Annotated in this window: 27 protein-coding genes; 11 read left to right on the top strand and 16 right to left on the bottom strand. The window is 58.6% G+C overall.

The window, feature by feature from the left end:
• The first annotated feature begins 16 nt into the window (after positions 1 to 16).
• Positions 17 to 1,081, top strand: a complete 1,065-nt coding sequence (locus SIC19_RS08250) for an endonuclease/exonuclease/phosphatase family protein (protein ID WP_127402300.1) — start codon at positions 17 to 19, stop codon at positions 1,079 to 1,081.
• A gap of 120 nt (positions 1,082 to 1,201) precedes the next feature.
• Complete coding sequence (locus SIC19_RS08245) at positions 1,202 to 2,566, top strand: glutamine synthetase family protein (RefSeq protein ID WP_127402299.1); 1,365 nt, start codon at positions 1,202 to 1,204, stop codon at positions 2,564 to 2,566.
• Between the two features lie 52 nt (positions 2,567 to 2,618).
• Here SIC19_RS08245 and SIC19_RS08240 read toward each other — a convergent pair whose 3' ends face one another.
• Positions 2,619 to 4,082 (bottom strand): aldehyde dehydrogenase, encoded by a 1,464-nt coding sequence (locus SIC19_RS08240; RefSeq protein ID WP_412535606.1) that lies wholly within the window; start codon positions 4,080 to 4,082, stop codon positions 2,619 to 2,621.
• A gap of 260 nt (positions 4,083 to 4,342) precedes the next feature.
• Here SIC19_RS08240 and SIC19_RS08235 point away from each other — a divergent pair, with 260 nt between their 5' ends.
• A complete protein-coding gene (locus SIC19_RS08235) occupies positions 4,343 to 5,626 on the top strand; it encodes an NAD(P)/FAD-dependent oxidoreductase (RefSeq protein WP_127402297.1) in 1,284 nt (427 codons plus the stop codon).
• Between the two features lie 13 nt (positions 5,627 to 5,639).
• Here SIC19_RS08235 and SIC19_RS08230 read toward each other — a convergent pair whose 3' ends face one another.
• Both SIC19_RS08230 and SIC19_RS08225 read right to left on the bottom strand, forming a co-directional pair.
• Entirely contained in the window at positions 5,640 to 6,134 is a 495-nt protein-coding gene (locus tag SIC19_RS08230; RefSeq protein ID WP_127402296.1) for a gamma-glutamylcyclotransferase family protein, read from the bottom strand.
• A 19-nt stretch (positions 6,135 to 6,153) separates the two neighbouring features.
• Positions 6,154 to 6,876: an FMN-dependent NADH-azoreductase gene (locus SIC19_RS08225; RefSeq protein WP_127402295.1), complete on the bottom strand. Its 723-nt coding sequence runs from the start codon at positions 6,874 to 6,876 to the stop codon at positions 6,154 to 6,156.
• A 121-nt stretch (positions 6,877 to 6,997) separates the two neighbouring features.
• Here SIC19_RS08225 and gcvA point away from each other — a divergent pair, with 121 nt between their 5' ends.
• On the top strand, positions 6,998 to 7,915 hold the full coding sequence (gene gcvA / locus SIC19_RS08220; RefSeq protein WP_127402294.1) for a transcriptional regulator GcvA: 918 nt from the start codon (positions 6,998 to 7,000) through the stop codon (positions 7,913 to 7,915).
• Positions 7,916 to 7,918: 3 nt separating this feature from the next.
• Here the strand turns inward: gcvA and SIC19_RS08215 are convergent, their stop codons facing one another.
• A complete protein-coding gene (locus SIC19_RS08215; RefSeq protein WP_127402293.1) occupies positions 7,919 to 8,554 on the bottom strand; it encodes a glutathione S-transferase family protein in 636 nt (211 codons plus the stop codon).
• Between the two features lie 150 nt (positions 8,555 to 8,704).
• On the opposite strand from SIC19_RS08215, the gene SIC19_RS08210 reads away from it, so the two are divergent.
• Positions 8,705 to 9,661: a helix-turn-helix transcriptional regulator gene (locus SIC19_RS08210; RefSeq protein ID WP_127402292.1), complete on the top strand. Its 957-nt coding sequence runs from the start codon at positions 8,705 to 8,707 to the stop codon at positions 9,659 to 9,661.
• 4 nt (positions 9,662 to 9,665) lie between these two features.
• Here SIC19_RS08210 and SIC19_RS08205 read toward each other — a convergent pair whose 3' ends face one another.
• The 4 genes from SIC19_RS08205 to SIC19_RS08190 form a co-directional block, all read right to left on the bottom strand.
• Entirely contained in the window at positions 9,666 to 11,291 is a 1,626-nt protein-coding gene (locus SIC19_RS08205) for a phytoene desaturase family protein (RefSeq protein WP_127402291.1), read from the bottom strand.
• Positions 11,288 to 11,926: a TetR/AcrR family transcriptional regulator gene (locus tag SIC19_RS08200; RefSeq protein ID WP_127402290.1), complete on the bottom strand. Its 639-nt coding sequence runs from the start codon at positions 11,924 to 11,926 to the stop codon at positions 11,288 to 11,290. Before SIC19_RS08200 ends, SIC19_RS08205 begins: the two co-directional genes overlap by 4 nt.
• Positions 11,927 to 12,038: 112 nt before the next feature.
• Positions 12,039 to 12,812, bottom strand: a complete 774-nt coding sequence (locus SIC19_RS08195) for a DODA-type extradiol aromatic ring-opening family dioxygenase (RefSeq protein ID WP_127402289.1) — start codon at positions 12,810 to 12,812, stop codon at positions 12,039 to 12,041.
• Between the two features lie 16 nt (positions 12,813 to 12,828).
• Positions 12,829 to 13,266, bottom strand: a complete 438-nt coding sequence (locus tag SIC19_RS08190; RefSeq protein WP_127402288.1) for a DoxX family protein — start codon at positions 13,264 to 13,266, stop codon at positions 12,829 to 12,831.
• A gap of 117 nt (positions 13,267 to 13,383) precedes the next feature.
• Between SIC19_RS08190 and SIC19_RS08185 the strand changes: the two genes are divergently transcribed.
• Positions 13,384 to 14,274: a LysR family transcriptional regulator gene (locus SIC19_RS08185; protein ID WP_127402287.1), complete on the top strand. Its 891-nt coding sequence runs from the start codon at positions 13,384 to 13,386 to the stop codon at positions 14,272 to 14,274.
• 14 nt (positions 14,275 to 14,288) lie between these two features.
• Here the strand turns inward: SIC19_RS08185 and SIC19_RS08180 are convergent, their stop codons facing one another.
• From SIC19_RS08180 to SIC19_RS08165, 4 genes are all read right to left on the bottom strand, one after another.
• Entirely contained in the window at positions 14,289 to 14,774 is a 486-nt protein-coding gene (locus SIC19_RS08180) for a VOC family protein (protein WP_036202538.1), read from the bottom strand.
• A gap of 24 nt (positions 14,775 to 14,798) precedes the next feature.
• A complete protein-coding gene (locus SIC19_RS08175) occupies positions 14,799 to 15,620 on the bottom strand; it encodes a YciI family protein (protein WP_127402286.1) in 822 nt (273 codons plus the stop codon).
• Between the two features lie 95 nt (positions 15,621 to 15,715).
• Positions 15,716 to 15,928 (bottom strand): hypothetical protein, encoded by a 213-nt coding sequence (locus SIC19_RS08170; protein WP_036202542.1) that lies wholly within the window; start codon positions 15,926 to 15,928, stop codon positions 15,716 to 15,718.
• 42 nt (positions 15,929 to 15,970) lie between these two features.
• Complete coding sequence (locus SIC19_RS08165) at positions 15,971 to 16,585, bottom strand: class I SAM-dependent methyltransferase (RefSeq protein WP_127402285.1); 615 nt, start codon at positions 16,583 to 16,585, stop codon at positions 15,971 to 15,973.
• A gap of 129 nt (positions 16,586 to 16,714) precedes the next feature.
• Here SIC19_RS08165 and SIC19_RS08160 point away from each other — a divergent pair, with 129 nt between their 5' ends.
• Genes SIC19_RS08160 through SIC19_RS08150 form a run of 3 tightly spaced genes read left to right on the top strand, consistent with a single transcriptional unit; the run spans position 16,715 to position 18,121 of the window.
• The gene (locus SIC19_RS08160) at positions 16,715 to 17,074 is read left to right on the top strand and encodes an NIPSNAP family protein (RefSeq protein WP_127402284.1); all 360 of its coding nucleotides are present in this window, start codon (positions 16,715 to 16,717) and stop codon (positions 17,072 to 17,074) included.
• Between the two features lies 1 nt (position 17,075).
• Positions 17,076 to 17,423: an antibiotic biosynthesis monooxygenase family protein gene (locus tag SIC19_RS08155; RefSeq protein ID WP_036202549.1), complete on the top strand. Its 348-nt coding sequence runs from the start codon at positions 17,076 to 17,078 to the stop codon at positions 17,421 to 17,423.
• Complete coding sequence (locus tag SIC19_RS08150) at positions 17,420 to 18,121, top strand: ArsR/SmtB family transcription factor (protein WP_075195390.1); 702 nt, start codon at positions 17,420 to 17,422, stop codon at positions 18,119 to 18,121. The genes SIC19_RS08155 and SIC19_RS08150 overlap by 4 nt, the downstream gene beginning before the upstream one ends.
• 49 nt (positions 18,122 to 18,170) lie before the next feature.
• Here the strand turns inward: SIC19_RS08150 and SIC19_RS08145 are convergent, their stop codons facing one another.
• Entirely contained in the window at positions 18,171 to 18,803 is a 633-nt protein-coding gene (locus tag SIC19_RS08145; protein WP_075195389.1) for a glutathione S-transferase family protein, read from the bottom strand.
• 137 nt (positions 18,804 to 18,940) lie between these two features.
• Complete coding sequence (locus SIC19_RS08140; protein ID WP_256713578.1) at positions 18,941 to 19,063, bottom strand: hypothetical protein; 123 nt, start codon at positions 19,061 to 19,063, stop codon at positions 18,941 to 18,943.
• A 183-nt stretch (positions 19,064 to 19,246) separates the two neighbouring features.
• Here SIC19_RS08140 and SIC19_RS08135 point away from each other — a divergent pair, with 183 nt between their 5' ends.
• Together SIC19_RS08135 and SIC19_RS08130 are read left to right on the top strand one after the other, a co-directional pair.
• Positions 19,247 to 19,486, top strand: coding sequence for a type II toxin-antitoxin system ParD family antitoxin (locus SIC19_RS08135; protein WP_041334363.1), 240 nt, complete (start codon positions 19,247 to 19,249; stop codon positions 19,484 to 19,486).
• Positions 19,486 to 19,782 (top strand): type II toxin-antitoxin system RelE/ParE family toxin, encoded by a 297-nt coding sequence (locus SIC19_RS08130; RefSeq protein ID WP_075195388.1) that lies wholly within the window; start codon positions 19,486 to 19,488, stop codon positions 19,780 to 19,782. Before SIC19_RS08135 ends, SIC19_RS08130 begins: the two co-directional genes overlap by 1 nt.
• 17 nt (positions 19,783 to 19,799) lie before the next feature.
• On the opposite strand, the gene SIC19_RS08125 is transcribed toward SIC19_RS08130, so the two are convergent.
• Both SIC19_RS08125 and SIC19_RS08120 read right to left on the bottom strand, forming a co-directional pair.
• Positions 19,800 to 20,441, bottom strand: coding sequence for a DUF2959 domain-containing protein (locus SIC19_RS08125; protein ID WP_075195555.1), 642 nt, complete (start codon positions 20,439 to 20,441; stop codon positions 19,800 to 19,802).
• Positions 20,442 to 20,588: 147 nt separating this feature from the next.
• Positions 20,589 to 21,272: a winged helix-turn-helix transcriptional regulator gene (locus SIC19_RS08120; protein WP_075195387.1), complete on the bottom strand. Its 684-nt coding sequence runs from the start codon at positions 21,270 to 21,272 to the stop codon at positions 20,589 to 20,591.
• Positions 21,273 to 21,285: the final 13 nt, after the last annotated feature.

Here is a 21,285-nt window from a genome sequence, read left to right as displayed (position 1 = left end):
TGTCTCGGAGGCCTGTTTGATCGACTATACCCTGCTGACATTGGCCATCGCCCTGCTCGCGGTGACCGTCCTCGGCAAAGTGCGCCTTCATGACTGGTGGATCCGTGCCTGTGAGTTCCCCCGTGTTCAGATTGTCAGCCTGGCGGTATTGGTGGCGTTCGCAGCGCTATGGCTGGAGAACGATGGCCTGCAAAAGTGGGTGCTTGCGATATTGGCGGTGGTGCTTGCGTTGCAGCTGTATCGCATTTTGCCGTGGACACGGTTATGGCCCCTGCAGGTGCAATCAGCGGAGCCCGGCCAGGAAGACCGCTGTGTCACATTGATGATTGCCAACGTACTGACGCCCAACCGCAACAGCGAGGGGCTGATTCGCCAGGTCCAGGAACACCGGCCGGATGTGTTGCTGACTCTGGAATCGGATCAGTGGTGGGGCGATCAGCTGGATGCGGCTTTTGGTGACTGGCCGACCATTATTCGCGTGCCGCTGGACAACCTCTATGGCATGCATCTGTATTCGAGGCTGCCGTTGGAAGAGGCCGAGGTGAGCTACCTGATTCAGGACGATATCCCTTCGATCCACGGCTGGCTGAGGTTACCCTCGGGTGATCGTGTGAAACTGCACGCGGTGCATCCGCGCCCACCGGCACCCAGTGAAAGTGAGGAGTCCCTGTGGCGGGATGCCGAACTGCTACTGATCGGCCAACAGATTCATAAAGATGGTTACCCCGCCATTGTCGCCGGTGACCTGAACGATGTGGCCTGGTCCCGCACCACGCGGCTGTTTTGCCGCGTCAGCGGCATGCTGGACCCGCGTCGGGGGCGGGGCATGTTCAACAGCTTTCACGCCGAACGCTGGTACCTGCGCTGGCCGCTGGACCACGTCTTCACCACCGAGCATTTTACGCTGGGCAGAATTGAAAGACTCGCCCCCTTTGGTTCCGACCACTTCCCGATACTGACCACGCTGTGCTTCCGCCCCTCAAGAGCGGATGAGCACGAAGCTCCGGAAGCGGACCGCGACGAGCACCAGGAAGCCCGTGAGAACATTCGCGAAGGCAAGATTCGGGAGCAGGATGACTAGGCGCGCTGTGGTATGTCCCTATCTTGCAAATTGCCCCGGAAAGCAGGATAAAGGAGCCTTGAAAATCTCCTGTGCCGGCCCCTCGCCACAGGCCTGTTTGAGTTTTGAAAGGCTGACCTTATGGGTTCTGGTTTTGCGAGCGCTGACGCATTCCTTCAGGCACACCCCGAGCTGCAGTTTATTGACCTGCTGATCCCGGATATGAACGGCATTGTCCGCGGTAAACGCGTGGACCCTTCAACCCTGCCCAAGGTGTTTGAGCGGGGCATCGCGATGCCGGCGTCCATCTTTGCCCTGAATATCCAGGGCACTACCGTGGAAGAGACCGGTCTGGGCCTGGATATCGGTGAGGCGGACCGTGTGTGCCTGCCCATCGACGGTACGCTCACCGTGGAGCCCTGGCAGAAGCGGCCGACTGGCCAACTGCTGCTGACGATGTATGAACTGGATCGCGAAACCCCGTTTTTTGCGGACCCGCGCGTGGTGCTGCAGAACATCGTCAAGCGGTTTGAAGAACTGGGCCTGACGCCGGTGGCGGCCTATGAGCTGGAGTTCTACCTGATCGACCAGGAAAACCTCGCCGGCCGACCCCAGCCTCCCAAGTCGCCCATTTCCGGCAAGCGCCCGGCGGGCACCCAGGCCTACTCCATTGACGACCTGGATGAATACGCGGAATTTCTGGCGGATGTGCTGGATGCGGCCCATGAACAAGAGTTGCCGGCGGACGCCCTGGTGGCGGAATCCGCCCCTGGCCAGTTTGAGGTGAACCTGCATTACGTGGATGACGCCGTGCAGGCCTGCGACCACGCCACCCTGCTCAAACGCCTGATCAAGAATATGGCCTACGACCATGAGATGGACACCACCTTCATGGCCAAGCCGTATCACAACCAGGCGGGTAGCGGCATGCACCTGCATGTCAGCCTGATTGATGGGGAAGGGCGCAATGTATTTGCCGGCGACGCCGAGCAACCTAACGACATGCTGCGCTGGGCCGTTGGTGGGCTTGTGGCCACCATGAACGACGCCATGGCGCTGTTCTGCCCCAACATCAACTCCTACCGCCGGTTTAGCCCGGAGTATTACGTGCCCAGTGCGGCGACCTGGGGCGTGGATAACCGCACGGCCAGCCTGCGCCTGCCGGGTGGAGATCCCGAGGCGCTGAGGATTGAGCACCGCGTTGCGGGTGCTGATGCCAACCCGTACCTGCTGATGGCGGCGGTGTTGGCGGGCATTCACTACGGTATTTCCAACCGCATCGAGCCACCGCCCGTGACCGTGGGCAATGCCCACGAACAGCACGAAGCCAGTCTGGTGAATAACCTGCGGGATGCGTTGCGGGAGCTCGGTCAGTCGCCGGTGATGGCGGAGTATCTGGGCAGGGAGTTTCTGGATGTGTTCGTCGCCTGCAAAGAGAACGAACTGAACGAGTTCGAGATGACCATTTCGGATCTCGAATACCTCTGGTACCTGCATACGGTTTAATGGCTTCCCGTCATCCGATAACGGCGCCACAGGGCGCCGTTTTTCGTGGGAACTATTCAAGCACCAGCCAGGTGGCCTTCAGTTCCGTGTACTTGTCGAATGCATGCAGGGACTTGTCGCGCCCGTTGCCGGACTGCTTGAAACCGCCGAACGGTGCGGTCATGTCGCCGCCGTCGTAGTGGTTGATCCACACACTGCCGGCCCGCAGTGCCTTGGCCACTTTGTGGGCGGTATTGATATTGGAGGTCCACACGGCGGCAGCGAGCCCATAGATGGAATCGTTGGCAATCTCGATGGCCTCCTCGGCGGTGGTGAAGCCGATCACCGAGAGCACCGGCCCGAAGATTTCCTCCGAGGCAATGCGCATGCGGTTGTTCACCCCATCGAACACCGTAGGCTGCACGAACAGCCCTCCGGTCTCTGCCATCACCCGCTGCCCGCCTTCCACCAGGGTCGCCCCTTCGGACCGGCCGATGCCAATGTAGTCGATGATGCGATCAAGCTGGGCCTGGTCGACGATGGCGCCGCAGGTTGTGGCCGGGTCCAGTGGATGGCCAGGGCGCCAGGTTGTCAGGGCCTCGCGGATCAGCCCGACGAATTCAGCGCGAATGCTTTCCTCCACCAATAACCGACTACCAGCGGTGCAGACTTCGCCCTGGTTGAAGGCAATGGCGCTGGCGGCTTCGGCGGCGGCTTTTTTCAGGTCCGGGGCATCCGCAAACACGATGTTGGGGCTCTTGCCGCCGGCCTCCAGCCACACCCGTTTCATGTTGGACTGGCCGGCGTAAACCATCAGTTGCTTGGCCACGTTGGTGGAACCGGTGAACACCAGGCAGTCCACGTCCATGTGCAAGGCCAGGGCCTTACCCACGGTATGGCCGAAACCGGGGAGTACGTTGAACACGCCGTCGGGTATGCCGGCTTCGGTGGCCAGTGCCGCCAGGCGAATGGCGGTGAGCGGCGATTTCTCCGAGGGTTTGAGGATCACTGAATTTCCGGTGGCCAGCGCCGGCGCGATTTTCCAGGCCGCCATGATCATCGGGAAGTTCCAGGGCACGATGGCGGCCACCACGCCCATGGGTTCCCTGGAAATCATGCCGATCTGGTTGTGGGGTGTGGGGGCGAGCTCCCCATACACCTTGTCGATGGCTTCGGCGGTCCAGCGTATGGCACGGGCGGTGGCCGGTACGTCCACCGTGCGGGCATGGCTGATGGGTTTTCCCATGTCGAGGGTATCCAGCAGGGCCAGTTCGTCGCCGTGGGCTTCGATCAATTCGGCAAAGCGAATCAGCACTGCCTTGCGTTTGGCCGGTGCCAGTTCCCGCCAGTCGCCGCGCTCAAAGACTTTTCGCGCGATGGCTACGGCCTTGTCCGCATCAGCCTTGTCGCAGCTGGCCACCTGAGCCAGCTCGCGGCCATCCATCGGGCTGACGGACGGGAAGGTCTCACCGTTTACCGCCCAGCGATAACTGCCCTTTACATAGGCGCGGCCCTCTATGGCGAGGGTGTCGGCCATTGCCTGCCACTCGGGCTGGCTAGTGGGTGTTCCGGAAATGGCATTGGTGGATACAGGGTCAGACATGGCGGCCTCGAAGGCAAAGGAATGGCGCCATCATAGCAGGTGTTTGAGCCGCGTCGACGGCCTTCCATATAGGTACAAGAACGTGTCTTCCCGTGGGCTGAAAGCCGGCATAGACTGAGTTCGGCGGGCAACAGGATTGCCCTTTTCATTGCCTGCCAAAGAACCCTTTTTGATAACCCGTTTGGCACAACTCCATGATCCAGTATTCCCCTGTTCCATCCTTTTACGCGGCATCGGCCAATCCGGCCCCTACACGGCCGGCGCTTAAGGGCGTTTGCGAGGCTGATGTGTGCGTGGTCGGTGCTGGTTACACCGGGTTGTCGACCGCATTGTTCCTGGCCGAAGCCGGTTTCAGGGTGGTGGTGCTCGAAGCAGTTACCGTAGGCTGGGGTGCCTCCGGTCGCAATGGCGGGCAGATCGTCAACAGCTTCAGCCGTGACCTCGACGCAATCGAACGCCAGACCACAGCGGATCACCTGACCCACTTGGCGTCCATGGCGTTTGAAGGCAGCCAGATCATTCGTCAACGGGTACGGGATTACGGCATCCAGTGCGACCTTAAAGAGGGTGGCATTTTCGCGGCCCTGAACGCACGGCAGCTCAGCCATCTGGAGGATCAACAGGCGCTCTGGCGGCGGTTCGGGTACGGGAATCTGGAACTGCTGGACCGGGAAGGAATTCGTGCCCGGGTTGGCACCGAGCGCTACGTCGGCGGCGCGGTTGATCACACCGGGGGCCACATTCATCCCCTGAACCTGGCCCTGGGCGAGGCGGCTGCCCTGGAATCCCTCGGTGGCGTGATCCACGAACATTCAGCCGTTACTGACATTGTTCATGGCCAACCTGCCACGGTGAAAACCGATCAAGGCGAAGTGCGGGCAGCGTTTGTGGTGCTGGCGGGCAATGCCTATCTCGGCGGACTGGTGCCGGAACTGGGCGCCAAGTCCATGCCCTGCGGCTCTCAGATCGTCGCTACCGAGCCGCTTGACGATGAGGTCGCTAAACGCCTGTTGCCGCAGGACAACTGCGTGGAAGACTGCAACTACCTGCTGGATTACTTCCGCCTGTCCGGCGACAAGCGGCTGATCTACGGCGGTGGTGTGGTCTACGGCGCCCGAGACCCGGCCAACATCGAACGGCTGATTCGCCCCAACATGCTGAAAACGTTCCCGCAGTTGGCCGATGTGAAGATCGACTACGCCTGGACCGGCAGCTTCTTGCTCACCCTGTCACGCCTGCCGCAAATGGGCCGGCTGCAGAACAACGTGTTTTATTCCCAGGGCTGCTCCGGCCATGGCGTAACCTTTACCCATGTTGCGGGCAAGGCGTTGGCAATGGCCATCCAGGGCCAGGCCGAGCGTTTCGACGCCTTCGCCAGCCTGCCGCATTACCCGTTTCCGGGAGGGCGGGCGTTTCGGATACCTTTGACGGCAATAGGGGCCTGGTATTACGCGTTGCGGGATCGGTTGGGGGTGTAAAGAAGCCGGCAGCCTATGTGTTGCTGTAAATCGACAGCTCCCGGGCGTGCCGCTCTGGTTTGGGGTCATCAATGGACTCCACGGCTTCAATCTGCGCAATGTAGTCCGCCGGCAAGCCGTTTTCCCGGGCGCCGATGAGCACGTGGTCCTTGTACCAGTGGAAGGGTTTAAGTGAGTTGTTGATGCGGGTGGCATAATACATCCAGGCGCGCAGGGTGCCTTGTTCGGTTTTCAGCTCAACCTGCTTCTCATCGTAGCCAAACCCCAGAGCTTCATGTCGGTCCAGGTCTGGTTTCTCTGAATCATCAATCTCGTAAACCACGCCGGTCACCCAGTCCCCCGGGTTGCCGGTCTCTTCCGCGTCGCATTTGGCGGAGCCGTCGCTGGCGGATTTGTGGAAGCGAAGCCGGTGAGCTGGAAGCTCTGCGACAGCTATGAACCGGGCTGATGGAACCCGGGCCTGGAGTCGTCGTTGCGACATGTTGGAGCCATAGCTGAAGCAGAGCATGCAATGTCCTTGTTGGCGATTACACCGAGCCTACCAGTGATGATGACGTCATTGCAGGTGTCGCCTTGGTGAGTGTTCCCTGCAACGCCAGCACCAGTTCATCCACCTGTTGTTCTGCCTCGGCAACGGATTGCGCCAACACCTCGCCGCCTTCCTCCTGATTTTCAATGGCAATGCTATGTACATTGGTGATGCCGATAAACTCAAGCACCGTGGTCAGGCCTGGCTCAAGGTGATTCATATGTGCCAGCTCCCCTCCAGGCTCGAATCCAGCCCCGCCACGGGAAGACAGGATAACCGCGTGGCGGGGGCGGTCTGCTAGCAGTGCTGTGAAGGGGGCTTCTGGGGTGGATGGGTCATACTCTACGGTTCTGCCCATACGAACAACCAGGTCCACCCATGCTTTCAGAGCCGCTGGCATACCAAAATTATAGAGTGGCGCGCCAATGACCAGGATGTCCGCGGCGACCAGTTCATCGATCAGTTGGTCACTTTCTGCCAGTGTGTCGTCCATCCAGGGCTCGTGCTTTTCGGGTGGAGCAAAGGCCGCCTGTATCCATTGCTGATCAATGAAGGATGGGGGCGTGCCACCGATATCGCGGTAGGTCACGGTATCGCCAGGGCGTTGGGCCTGCCACCGGGAAACAAACTGGTGTGTCAGGCTGCGGCTGTGGGAACCGTGTTCATGGATGCCGGCGCGGCCAGGGCGGGCAGAGGCGTCGAGTTGCAGGATATGAGTCATGTGGAGCTCCATTCGGTTGTAGGAAAATTCATCTGTTGTTGACGGTGAATTAAGCCTAAAGTCATACTTAGAGGGCCACAAACGATGATTTCTTTCGCCTATAGATGAGGTGAGCTCATTCATGAATCCCCGCCGCTTGCCTTCGCTGTCCGCCCTGCGAGCCTTTGAGGCCGCCGCCCGCCATGAGAGTGCCAAACAGGCTGCCCAGGAACTTTCGGTGACCGCCACGGCGATCAGTCATCAGATTCGCGGGCTTGAAGAGGCGCTTGGGGTGGAGCTGTTCGTTCGTAAACCCCGGCAACTGGTGCTGACGACTAAGGGGCGGGACTTACAGGAAGTGCTGGAAACCGCCTTCGACAACATCGGCAATGCCATCGAGCGATTGAAGGCAGTGCCGTCGCGACAGGCGGTGACCCTGTCGACCACGCCGGCTGTGGCGGTGCGCTGGTTGTTGTCCTGGGTGTGTATGTTGCGGGACAGCCATCCGGACATTGACCTGCGCATTCACGCCTCACACGAACCAGTGGCCCTGGACGGGGTTACGGCGGATCTCGCCGTTCGCTACGGTGATGGTCATTGGCCGGGTTTGGTCGCGGAGAAGCTGTTCGATAACACGTTTATACCGGCTTGCAGCCCCTACCTCGGGCTGAAACGGCCTGAAGATCTGCCCAACCATCCGTTGATTCACTTTCGTCCCCAGCAGACCATAGTCAACCCGATAGATTGGGCGGGTTGGCAGAAACAGGCGGAAATATCGGGGTTGGATGTCAGTGCCGGGTTGGTGTTTTCGGATGAAACCCACGCCATCTCCGCTGCGGTAGGTGGCCAGGGCGTGGCGTTGATGAGCCGGCCGTTGATTGAGGATGAGTTGGCCGAAGGACGGCTGGTGCAGCCCTTCGGACCGGAGCTGGAAGGCAAACCATTTTACCTGGTGTACCCGGAAAGCCGCCGGCAGGACCCGACGATACTGGCTATCCGCGATTGGGTACTGAATGTACCCGGAGGATTGTGCCCAGTATCGCCGGCTGCTCCCGCCTGATCGTCAGGCTGTGACAGCTTTCATCGACTCCACCAGGGCATCATCCAGCTCATTGGCACGCTTGGCCGCTGGCCGGCTTTCCGTGCGTTGAATGTACTCCTGGAATACCTTGTTCGGCGGAATGTTTTTCTGCATGGTTCCCCACCACAGGTAACTGCTGACCAGCACATCCGCTGCGGTAAACGTGTCACCGCAAATGTAGGGACTCTTGCCCAACACTTTCTCCAGCGTGTTGATACTGTCTTCCACCCGGCCGCAACCGACGGCCTGCACGTTTGTGCTGTCGATCTTCCAGCCGTGGGCCAGCGCACTGGTAGCCATCTCGAAAGGGCCCGCCATGAAAAACAGCCAGCGGTAATAGGCGCCACGTTCCGGAGAGGCAGCCGGTGGGGCAAGCTTCTTGTCCGGGAACTGGTCCGCCAGGTAAGCGCAGATGGCCGCCACCTCGGTCACAATGGTGCTGCCGTGTTTGATGGCGGGCACCTTGCCCATGGGATTGATGGCCAGGTATTCCGGGGTTTTCATGTCCGGGCCGAAATCCATCGTCTCTACCGTGTAGGGGATACCGACTTCTTCCAACATCCAGCGTACAACGCGGCCACGTGACATGGGGTGGGTGTAAAAGGTGAGTTCCGACATGCTGATCTCCTTTTCGAGCCTGTTTTTTCAAGGGTATGGGTTACTGCGAGATCAGATTAATGTGGAATTAGGCGAATATCTGTCCTAGATAAATGGGAAGATGCATTTTTAATGTAGAAAAGCCGAAAAGCTGGCAGGAGGTAGGCCACGATGTCTGGTCCCACGACCCGCGTGTTAACCGTGTTGGAATTGTTGCAGACCCACGGCCAGATCGGCGGTGCCGAACTGGCGGAGCGGCTGGGCGTGGATCGGCGAACCATCCGACGCTACATCACAGTGCTCGAAGAGCTGGGCATTCCCGTGATGACCGAGCAGGGGCGCTATGGTGGATACCGGCTGGTGGCCGGCTTTAAGTTGCCGCCGATGATGTTTACCGACGAGGAAACCCTGGCGGTCTCCCTCGGGCTGCTGGCCGCCCGACAGCTTGGGCTGGCGGATGCTGCGCCGGCCATTGCCAGCGTGCAGGCGAAGCTGGAACGGGTGATGCCGGCCAACCTGAAAAAGCGGGTACGCGGTGTCAGCGACACCACTCGGGTGATCCTTCCCCGGGGCGAACCCAGCCTGGACGACCGCGCCCTTCAAACCCTGACCGTTGCCACGGAAGCGATGCGCTCGGTGGGGTTTACCTACCACTCCCCGGACCACGGCGGGATCGACCGCAGCGTGGATCCCTACGGCCTGGTGTTCCGTCAGGGGCGCTGGTATCTCACCGGCTTTTGCCATCTCCGCCAGGCGATGCGCTCGTTCCGGCTGGACCGCATCAGCCATGTCCACCTGTTAATGGCCACTTTTCAGCGGCCACCGGATTTTGATGCGGCGGATTTCCTGAGTGAGAGTTTCCTGTCCTGGGGGCGTACCCACGAGGTGTCGCTGGTGCTCCATACGGACCGTGAGTCGGCCTCAGCCGTGTTTGGTTTTCATTCCTCCTGTGCGGAGGGATTCGAACAGCGTGAAGATGGCTTGTTGCTAACCACCCAAACCGACAGCTTTGAGTGGTTTTCCTGGTGGCTGGCACAGCTCCCGTTCCGGTTTACCATCCTCAAGCCGGATGGGCTCAAGGATGCGTTGCGGGAGCATGCCACGCGGTTGCTGGAATGTTGTGAGTGAGGATTTACCCCACAAACATTCTCTTCGCCAATGGCAACCCCTTCAGGCCACTGACCGCCACCGTGGCGAGCAGGCCGCCGATCATTGCCCCGGCCACACCGCAGGTCATCACATCCTGGCCGGTCAGGTACAGGCCGGGGATGCGGGTCTTGGGCTTCAGCCAGTCCTGTTCAAAGCGGCTGGGCGAATGGTTCAGGCCATAGATCTCGCCCTTGCTGTAGCGGCAGAAGTAATCGGTAGACAGCGGCGTCGAGAGCTCGTAGTAATCCACCTTGCCTTCCAGGTGCGGGAACTTCTCATACAGCTTCGCCATTAGCCGCTGGGCGTAGGCTTCTTTCTTTGCCTCATACTCGTCGCCACGTTTACCCCAGGTCTCGTCCGCCCAGTCCTCGTACCAGTCATAAGGCCCGGGGGCGACGATCTCGATCGTGGCGCGGCCGGGATAGCGCTCGGCAAAGCTTGGGTCTTTGGCGGAAGGGAACGAGATGTACGTCAGCGGAATGTCGTGTTCGTCCGGCGCGGCCACAAAGTCGCTGACCTGCTTCTCGTAGTTGGTGCCCGGATAGATCCAGTAGTTGGTTTTCGGCAACTTCAGGTTCTCAGCGGTATCTTCCAGGCCGATGTAGAGGCAGTTGCTGGCCATGGAACGTTCCACGGTTTTCAGCTTTTCCTGGTAATAGTCCCGGTGGGGTGCGGTTTCCGGCAGCAGTTTGTCGAACGTGTTGAACACGCCGGCATTGCTGATCACCAGCGGGGCACGAACGTCCTCGCCGTCGGCCATGCGCACACCCACGGCCTTGCCTTTTTCGATCAGAATTTCTTTTACGTCGGCATAGGTGAACACTTCCCCGCCACTCTGCTGGATGACCGGAATAATGGTCTTCGCCATTTCAGAGGCACCGCCGATGGGGTAGTAGCCGCCGTACAGGTAGTGGCGGGCAATCAGGGCGTGGATGATGAAGCTGGATTCTGCTGGCGGCAGGCCGTTGTCGCCCCACTGGCCAGTGAGCACCGCGATCAGTTCCTGGTTGTTGGTCAGGCCTTCCAGAACTTCTCGAGTGGGCTTGTTGAGGAATGCAGGTGCGGTGCGGTCGACCAGCTTGCGCAGGGGCCCGGCGGCCAGGTCCGGAAGTACCTTGCCGATCACCAGCCCCGGCATGGCTTTGGCCACTTGCCGCAGATAACTCAGGTAGGTGTCTATGGCCTGCTCCTCGCCGGGAAACTCTTTCTTCAACTCTGCTTTGAAGGCGTCCGGGCCGGCGACAAGATCCACATGGCGGTTACCAATAAAGATGCGGTCAAAGTGGCTGTCCATAGGCGCCCACTTCAACTGGCCGTCGGTAATGTGGTCGAACAGGCGTTTGCTCAGGGTGTGGTCCGCGCCCACATCCCCAATGTAATGCACACCTACATCCCATTCGTAGCCGTTGCGATCGTAGCTGTGTGTAAAGCCCCCGGCGGTGTAATGCTGCTCGAACACCACCACTTTTTTACCCATTTTGCTCATACAGGCGGCGGTGGTGAGCCCGCCAATACCGGAGCCGATGACAATGGCGTCGTAGTGGCCATCAAGACGATTGGCGCGATAACGGCGCCCGACACGGATAGTACTGGGTTTGGGGCTACTCATGATGTGGTGTCCTTATTGTGTTGTTTGTTTTCGGCAATTGAGCCATCGAGCAGGAGTGTGACAACACCTTCGGCCAGGTGAGGTTCCGCCTTCGTGCTGGGCAGGTGCCCGTCGATAGACAACTGGGACAGGCCATGTACCAGGGACCAGGCGGCAGCTGTCATCAGTGACAACGGAATCGGTTTGACGTAACCGACCGCCTGCGCTTGTGCAATGGTGTCTTCCAGGACCTGGAAAGCTCCCTTTCCGGCAGTGTCCAGGCGCGGGTGAATACCTTTTGGCAGCACCCGCCCGCCAAACATCAGCCGGTACAAATTGGGTTCGTCCCGGGCGAACGACACGTAAACCAGGCCGATATCAATCAGTGCCCGCCTGGGGTCGCTTTGATCAACGGCGAGCAGTCGTTCCCGTAGTGCACTGAAACCGGTAATGGCGAGCTCTGCGAGCAGGCTGTCCCGGTCAACGAAGTGTCGATACAGCGCAGGTGCACTGACCCCGATCTGCTTGGCCAGGGCCCGCAGGCTAATCGCCGCATCGCCATGTTCCCGCAGAATTTCCAGGGCTAACTGATGCGCCTGTTGGGGCAGGTCACCATGGTGGTAATTGGTTTTGAGTGAGGTGGAACTAACAGTCATAAGTTATCACCGATAACATTGTTACCGGTGATAACATCACAGGGCGCAGGAGATTGTCAACTGTATTCGGAGGTCGCTTGTTCGCTTTGTGCGGCAGCAAAGGTTCCGGGTTTCAGGCATTGCGAAAGATAAAGGAATCCATCGACAGCACACCATGCTCAATGCCGCCTTCAATGACCGAGCCGCGTGCGTCGGGGCCAGCGGCACCCAGTGCAACCAGCAACGGCAGAAAGTGCTCCGTGGTGGGGTGCGCGCGCCGGGCATGGGGCGCGAGCGCCAGAGTGTTTATCAGGCGTGCCTGGTCATTTTCCAGAACCGCTTCACGAACCCATTGGCTAAAGGCCTTTGCGTACTCTGCACTGTTGTTATCCCTCCAGCGTACCTCGTAGAGGTTATGGGTCAGACTGCCCGAACCGACGATCAGCACACCTTCCTCCTGCAGCGGCGCCAGCACCTGGCCCAGTTGGTAGGCGGACTGGCTGTCGAGGTTCGCTGGCAGAGACACCTGGAACACCGGCACCGACGCGCCCGGGTACAGGTACGTCAGTGGCACCCAGGCACCATGGTCAAGACCGCGTTGGGCATCGGCGACGGGCTTCCATCCGGCATTGTCCAGCAGAGATAGAGCCTTACTTGCGAGCGAGGGATGACCATGCGCCGGGTACTCCAGTTCGTACATGGCGGGCTCAAAGCCTCGAAAGTCATGGATGGTGGGCGGTACCTCCGACAGACCCACCTGTACTTTCTGTGTCATCCAGTGGGGCGACACCACCAGCACCGCAGTTGGTCGGGGCAGTTCCGTTCCAAGCTGCGAGAGGGCCGGGCCTGCTTGGCCCGGCTCCAGTGCAAAGGTGGGAGCGCCGTGGGATACGAACAGACTGGTCATGGCGCGATACTCCTGTTTATTTCGTTGCCAAACGGTCTACCGAAGCGTGCCCGGCACCGCTAAACATCAGGGACACCGACGCCGCCAGTAATGCCAACCCGAATTCATAGCCGTTGTTGCTCATGAACAGGCCATTCTGGAAATGCACGCTGAAGATGGCAATCAACATGGCGAAGGCCAGCGCTGCACTGGCGGGGCGAACCAGTAGCCCGATGATCAGCGCCAGGCCGCCCAGGAACTCGGTGCCACCGGCCAGAAGAGCCATGAGGTAACCCGGGCTCAGGCCGATGGAATCCATCCATTGCCCGGTGCCTTCCAGACCGTAGCCACCGAACCAGCCAAACAGCTTCTGGGCGCCATGAGCTACGAAGATGATGCCAACGGGAATGCGCAGGGCAAGGGCGCCCCAGCCAGCGTTGGTGTCGAGCAGTTTGTTGAGGAATGTATTGTTCATGATCCTGTTTCCTTGTGTATGAGATGTGTGTTGAGCATGGGAATACTTTACGAATATCTTATTTTGGGATAAACATGCTTTTATTGGATTAACTGTCTCAAAAAACGGAACAATAGAATGGATAGATTGCTGGAGATGCAGACCTTCTGCGCCGTTGTGGATGAGAGCAGCTTTGTGGCCGCCTCGGAGGCAATGGGGATGTCGAAAGCCGCAGTATCCCGCTACATCGGTGAACTTGAATCCCGGCTTGGGGTGCGACTTCTTCACCGCACCACCCGGCGACTGTCGCTGACCGCGGAAGGGGAAGTGTTCTACGTGCGATGCCGGGAACTGCTGGCGGGAGTGGAAGAGGCGGAGGCAGAACTGACCTCACGCAGCGGCATCGCCAAGGGTGTGTTGCGCATTAATGCCCCGGTGAGTTTTGGCATTCGCCACCTTGCGCCCTTGTGGGGGCAGTTTCATAGTGAATATCCGGATGTGGAACTCAACATCGACCTGTCCGACCGCATTGTGGATATTGTTGAGGAAGGCTTTGATCTGGCGATCCGAATTGCCAGCTTGAGAAATTCCACCCTGGTCAGCCGGCGTCTCACCACCACGCGGCTTGTTGTATGCGCCTCTCCCGGATACCTCAGCGCCCACGGCACGCCAGAACATCCCGAGGATCTGATCCATCATAAGATCATCGCCTACAGCAACCTGGCCACGGGTAACGACTGGCATTTTGACGGCCCCGATGGATCAGTGAGCACACGGATACGCCCCTGGATGCATGCCAACAACGGCGAAACCTGCTGTGCCGCCGCCCTGGCCGGTCAGGGGGTGATCCACCAGCCCAGTTTCCTGGTGCAGGATGACCTGGACGCAGGCCGGTTGGTGGAACTGATGCCGGATTACCGCTCAGACGAACTGGGTGTTTACGCGGTCTATCCCACCCGCAAGTTCGTCACGCCCAAGGTGAGGGCGCTGGTGGATTTCCTGGTGTCGGCGTTTCCGGAGGTTGTGTAGGCGTAGCTGTGTTTCTACCCTCGCCGTGCCGCCTCAATAGCCGCAACATCGATTTTACCCATCGTCATCATCGCCTCGAACACCCGTTTCGCGGTTGCGCGGTCCGGGTCGGCAATGGCGTCCGACAGCACCTGCGGCGTAATCTGCCAGGAAATACCCCACTTGTCCCGGCACCAGCCGCAGGCACTTTCCTCACCGCCGTTGCCCACAATCGCGTTCCAGTAGCGATCGGTTTCCTCCTGATCCGCGGTGGCCACCTGGAATGAAAACGCTTCGCTGTGCGTGAAGATGGGGCCACCATTGAGCCCGAGGCAGGGAATGCCCAGCACGGTAAACTCCACCGTCAGTACATCCCCTTCCGAACCTGACGGGTAGTCTGCCGGCGCATGATTTACAGCATCCACGGACGAATCCGGGAAGGTTCTGGCGTAGAAGTTTGCCGCTTCCTCAGCATCGCCGTTGTACCAGAGGCAAATGGTATTTTTCGCTCGCTTGGTCATTGCATGGCTCCTGGTTGTTGTCATTTACTGGCACTGCTCAAGCCCGCTGCTGATCATCCACTGGACCCCAAATCGATCCTTGGTCATTCCGAAACGATGCGCCCAGAAGGTCTGTTCGAACGGCATGATCTCTGCGCCTCCTTCGGACAATGCCCGGAAAACCCGCTCCGCCTGCTTGGTATCATCGTATTCAAGGTGAATCTGCGTACCCTGCGGCGCCTGATAACAGTCTCCCGCCATATCCGCCCCCATCAGCCGACGGCCACGGATGTTAAGGGAGGAATGAACAACGCGGTCGTGCATTTCCTTCGGCACATCCTCTGCCGCTGGCGTTTCGCCGTAGGTAATCACGGCTTCCAGAGTGCCGGCGGTGACCTCCGCATAGAATTCCATGGCTTCCCGGCAGTTGCCGCCAAACGCCACGTGCATGTTCATCTCCCGTGGCAGTTTTTCCTGCGAACGATGCTTCTCAAGTGCGGGGCTGGGCGCGAAATCCTCCAGCGTGAAGTAGCGGCGTAACTCAAGGGTGACATTGCCGCCAGCATCTTCCTTTGGCCATTGCTTTGCCCAGGCGATGGCGTCTTCGAAGGAATCCACCTCAAGCACACTGTAGCCGGCCAGCAGCTCGCTGGTCTGCTCGAAGGGCCCGTTGACAACAGTGGGCTCACCGTTGCGGAACTGAATGCGGCAGCCTTCCCGGGTGGGCCACAAACCGTCGCCACCGGTAAACACCCCTGCCTGCGTCATCCGCTCGTTATAGTCCGCCATCGCCTGCAAGAGGTCATCCGTAGGCATTACGCCATTCTCGGTGTCCACATCGGCCTTGCGCATCAGCATGTATTTCATGTTGTCGTTCTCCAGTGATTGTTGGTGGTTTCACTGGTTAGTCGCGTGGGGCGGGACGAAATCGACAGGGGAAGAAAAAATTTCAGGGATGTCGTTTATTGTGCGTCTTTTGCCTGTTCCGCCGCTCGTTTGTTGTCCCGTGCGGTAAAGCCCCAGCCAACGGCGGCAAGGAGAATCAACCCGGTAATAATTGGTGATACCTCCCCGAACGAGACTACCGCGCCGATGACAGACGCCACGGCTGCAACGGCAGACAGTTTCCAGGAGTAGCCGCTGGTTCCGGACTGTTTTTGAGGTACTTCTGCCATACTAAATCCTCGTTGAGCCAACAGGGTTCTCTGTTGACGGGGTCACTTCCGGGCCACCAAAAACACTGACGACTTACCCGGCTGCCATTCATAATCGATGCTGAACCCTGCCTTGGCCAGCATCGCTACCAGTGATTGCCGGCTAAAGCGGTTCACGAACGGCGCCAACCCCACCGCCTGTATGGCTGGAATCAACAGCCGCCAGAGCACCATCAGTTCACCCACCAGAGCAGTGCTGGAAACAAAAACGCCACCGGGTTTCAGCAGTTCATGAACCCGGGCAATCGCCGTTTCGGGGTTGTCCAGCAGATGGAGAATATTGAGCCCCAGCACCGCATCAAAGGTTTCCGCCTCCAGCGCCAGGCTTTCCAGGGTGCCCTGCTGAAAGCGCACGTTCTCGACACCAGCATCGCGGGCTTTCTGCGTGGCGATGTCCAGCATTTTGCCGGATATGTCGGTCGCAAGAATTTCTTTTACATAGGGCGCATGAACCAGGGCAGTGCTGCCGGTTCCACAGCCGAACTCCAGTACCGACCAGTCTGGCCGGAAATATCCTTGGGTGATGTCGAGTTTTTTCCGGTAGGTTTCCTCGTCCCGCACCGGGCTTTTCGCATATCGGGGTGCGCTCTTGTCCCAGAATTCCTTTGAGGCCTTCATCGTGCAAACGCTCCTGTAAGCAGGCTGTCAGTAAAATCTGTCCCGGATTCACTTCGGTCCACAGCGAAACATTCGCATTGAATTAAGTTGCACAATAGGCGCCTAAACTAACGGTTCAGGAGGCTTTCAATGCCCATCGTTTGCGTCATTCGCTATCAGATAGACCCCTTCCAGAAAGAGCAGTTTAAAGTTTACGCCAAAAACTGGGGTGACATCATTCCGCGTTGCGGCGGTGACTTGATCGGCTACTTCCTGCCCTCGGAAGGAACCAACGACATCGCCTGGGGCCTTATCGGGTTTGGTTCTCTTGCAAGCTACGAATCGTATCGGTGTCGCCTGAAGGCGGATGAGGCCGGAAAAAGGAACTTTGCGCTCGCTGAATCCCAGCGCTTTATACTACGGGAAGAGCGCAGCTTTGTGGAAGCCGCCGAAGGCACCGTGAATGTACCTTCAACACGTCGTTGCTCTGACTCTGTGGAGGAGATCTAAAATGTTGGCAGTGATATTTGAGTTGGAACCACGCCCGGGTAAAACCGCCGAATATCTCGATGAAGCAGCCGCGTTGGCGCCGCTTTTAGAACAAATAGACGGCTTCATATCCATTGAGCGTTTCGAGAGCCTCACGCACCCTGGCCGGATACTGTCCCTGTCGCTCTGGCGGGATGAAGCCGCTATTGCGCAATGGCGGAACATGGAAGCCCATCGTCACGCCCAGGCCAAAGGGCGGAGTGAGATCTTTTCCGACTATCGGTTGAGAGTGGCGGACGTTGTCCGGGATTATGGGCTTTCTGATCGATCAGCAGCGCCTAACGATTCAAAGGCTCATCATAACTCGTGAACACGAACGAAATTGCCCGAATAGCGTCACTAGTGGGAGTTCCTGCCCGCGCTACCATGTTGCTGGCACTCATGGATGGCCGTGCGTATACCGCGCATGAGTTGGCGAGAATAGGAGGGGTTTCTCCTCAGACCGCCAGCGGACATCTGTCGCTTCTGATTGAGGCGGAGTTGTTGGTGTTGCTGAAACAAGGGCGGCATCGCTACCATCGCCTGGCATCAAGAGAGGTAGCGACAATGCTGGAGGGCATCATGCAGGTCGCCGCGTTGGGCCGGAAACCGGCCAGGGTCGATACCGGTCCACGCGATCCCGGCATGAGGCGGGCAAGGATGTGTTACGACCATCTTGGTGGTCGCCTGGGTGTCGCCGTTGCAGACTATTTGATGGCAGAGCAAGCCATTGTGCTCGAACCTGATGGGGGCGCTCTAACAGACCGGCTACAGACAGCATTGGCGCCCATTGGTTTGTCGTTCGGCCAGCCCCAATCTGTTAACTCCGTGCCTTTGTGTCGCCCATGTCTCGACTGGAGTGAGCGCCGGTTTCACATAGCCGGCCCTTTGGGACAGCAGATTTGCAACCACCTGCTCGATAACGACTATCTGCGACGGCGTGAAGCAGGTCGGGAATTGAAAGTGACTGCGAAAGGCGCCACAGCCTTGTGCCGCTGGTTGGGTGCGGCACGCTGGAGTGAGGTGTGATTGTGGCGAAGCGGTTTCCGAAGACCGTGGACAATACCCCTGTTAACCCTCAGCCGCTGCTTTCCATCGCAGCGAACGCTTCAGCGATGGTTGGCGGAGCTGTGGGGCGGGCGTACATTGCCTTGAGATAGTCCCGCAACCGCGGAGCGCCCGCAAGCATCTCCTCTGTGTTGGCCCAGTCCAGTGTATATGCCGCGTTGAAATCCGCCACGCTTAGCCGGTCGCCAACCATGAACTCGCGTTCCGACATGTGCCGTTCAAGCACCTCTATCATTTCCAGGCATTCCTGTCTCGCCAGCTCGACATCCTGAGGTATTCGCTTCTCGTCCGGGTAAACGAACGTGTGGCGGGCGATGCGCCACAAAGGTTGTTCGACCTCGGTCACAAGGAAGAACATCCAGCGGTACATCTGTGCCCTGTCTTCCAATGTCTCGGGAATGAATCCGGCCTGAGGGTATTTTTCGGCCAGGTAGAGCTGAATTGCGGCCGATTCAGTTAACACAAGGTCCCCATCCACCAATACCGGCACCTTGGCGGCAGGGTTGAGAGAAAGAAAGTTCTGTTGGTGATGCTCATCCTGCATAAGGTCTACCGGGTGCAGTTCGTGCTCAAGGCCCAGTTCGTTAAGCAGCCAGACAACGCGCAAGGCGCGGGTTGGGGGTGTTCCGTATAATTTCAGCATTTCCTGCTCCTCCGATGCGTGGGCACCGTTTGTTCGATGGGTTCTTAATTAAGTCGAACCGGAGCATGTGAAATCGACATCACATTGTAATTTTACCTTTGAGCAATGATTGAAGTTAACGAGTCACTTCCGGGCGATTAGGAAAACCGATCCAGAACCGACCAGTCTGGCCGGAAGTATCCCTGAGTGATCGCCAGTTTCTTACGGTAGGTTTCCTCGTCCCGCACCGGGCTCTTGGCGTAGCGGGGCGTTCCCGGCATCAGACACGAACTTGCCCCCTTTCAATATAGGAGCGCAGCTTTGTGGAGGCCGTCGAAGGCACCTTCGACACTTTGTCGCTCTGACTCTGCGGGTGGCGGTGATAAGGGAGGCATCGCACGGATTGAAATGCACCCCAGTCTAGATCAAAATATACCAATTATTGGTACCAGTGAGGTGTCACGATGCAAAAGAATACCAGCATCACTTTAGGCCAACACTTTGATGCGTTCATTACAGAACAGCTCAAAAATGGCCGATACAGCTCGACCAGCGAAGTTGTACGTGCAGGGTTGCGCCTGCTTGAAGAGTCTGAAACCCGTCTGACAACACTCCGAAAACTACTTAAGGAAGGAGAGGACAGTGGTTTTGAAGACTACTCCTACGATTCATTCATTCAGGAGCTGGATAGCGAAAAACGGTAATGCCAAACTTCAAGCTTTCCAGGAAGGCCAAAGCTGATCTTAGATCGATTGCACTTTACACGGAACGTAAATGGGGTCGAGATCAACGAAATCATTACCTCCTTCAGTTCGACCAGTGTTTCCACCTCCTGGGCGAAAACCCGAACCTGGGGCGGGCCTGCCACGAAATCAGCCCTGGCTATCAGCAATACCCTCAGAGCAGCCATATCATTTTTTATCGGTTAGCTGCAGACGGTACAACTGAAATTATCCGGATCCTTCATAAGCGCATGTTGCCCGAGGGGCATTTGCTATAGGGCTTCGTCGCTCTGACTTACTGACGAAAACGCCGGATAAACGCCTCGGATTCCGCAATCGACTGCTCCATATTGCGAATCAGCGCATCCACGTCCTGGCGGATACCCACCAGCTCATTCTCCAGCGAGCCGATCGCCTGGGCGTTCAGATTGTGCTTGAGATACAGCACCTGATCCTGAAATGCCTCCAGTACCGGGTCCATGCGCTCCTCGGCATCGTGCATGCGGCTGATCAACTGGCTGTACTGGGTGCGGGTTTCATCAAGCTGTTGTTCGCTGCTGCGGCGCAGGGAGTCGCTTTCGTATTCACCGAGTTCGTCTTCCCATTCATCGAAGAGGGCTTCTGCAACGTCTTCCACCTTGTCGATACGGTCACGGACATCTTCCGCGCTGGACTTGCTGTCTTCGTAGGCATCGCTGATCTCGGCGTAGCGCTCCTTGAGATCGGTATCCGGCGTGTCCACCACGCTCTGGAAACGTTCAAGGGACGAGCGGAACGTCTCCTGGGCATCGTTCTGGCTGTCCCGCGCGTTTTCCACCCGGTCCACCAGGATGTCGCGCTTTTCAAAGCCGAGCTTTTCCATGGTGTTGTAGTACAGCGAGGAACAACCGCCCAGCAGCGCGACACTAAGTAACACCAGCCAAAGCCGCCGTGTCATGGATGGCATTATTGAACTGACAGTGACTGGGGTGGACATAGGGTCGTCTCCGGTTGGGGCATAGGTGCGAACCCGGAAAGTGAAGCATGGCGATGGTGCAATGACAAGCTACTGCCAGCTATCGCCATGGCTCGGGACGCGCTGGGGTTATTTTACCGGGGCTTTACTGGACGCAAACACACTCCGCCCCAACCACCGCCATAGGTCCAGGGTATCCCGCCTGCCGCCACGCACAAGTAGCCGGTGCGACTGCTGCTCGGCATCCGGGTCACTGTCGCCGGTCCAGATTTCGGTCAGGCTGGCGACGCTGGCCTCCACTACCAGGGTCAGTTCGTGGCCCGGGTCTTCACGGCACAGATCGATCTCGCCGTTGGCAACCACCAGCCACCAGTGCCGTTCCCGGTGCCGGGCATCGTTCAGGAAAAAGTGGATGACCACTTTGCGATCGGAAGGGAATTCGTCAATGTGTGCGAAACGGCGGATATCCCACATCAGGAAACCGGCATCGAGCTGGTTTGCCTGCAAGCGGCTGCCAATCCATCTCGCTCCCCAGTGACCAATGGCCAGGATGATCGGGCGCAGCTCCTCACCCGCCGGTGTAAGCACATACTCCTGGTTGTTGCCCTCCTGCACGCGTCGAAGCACCCCCACTTCCTCCAGCTTTTTCAGGCGCTGAGCCAGGAGCGTTGCCGACATTCTTGGCAACCCCCGCCGGATTTCATTGAAGTGTGTGCTGCCACACAGCAGCTCCCTCACCACCAGCGGTGTCCAGCGTTCCCCGAGTATTTCCGAACCCCGGGCAACGGTGCAGAACTGTCCATAGTTGGTCATGGGCTTTGGCTCC

Source organism: Marinobacter sp. MIT930201 (assembly GCF_047122665.1).
In the GTDB taxonomy this organism is placed as follows: Bacteria; Pseudomonadota; Gammaproteobacteria; order Pseudomonadales; family Oleiphilaceae; genus Marinobacter; species Marinobacter salarius.
Note: the sequence above shows the minus strand (reverse complement) of the source record. Positions and strands in the feature narration are given on the sequence as shown.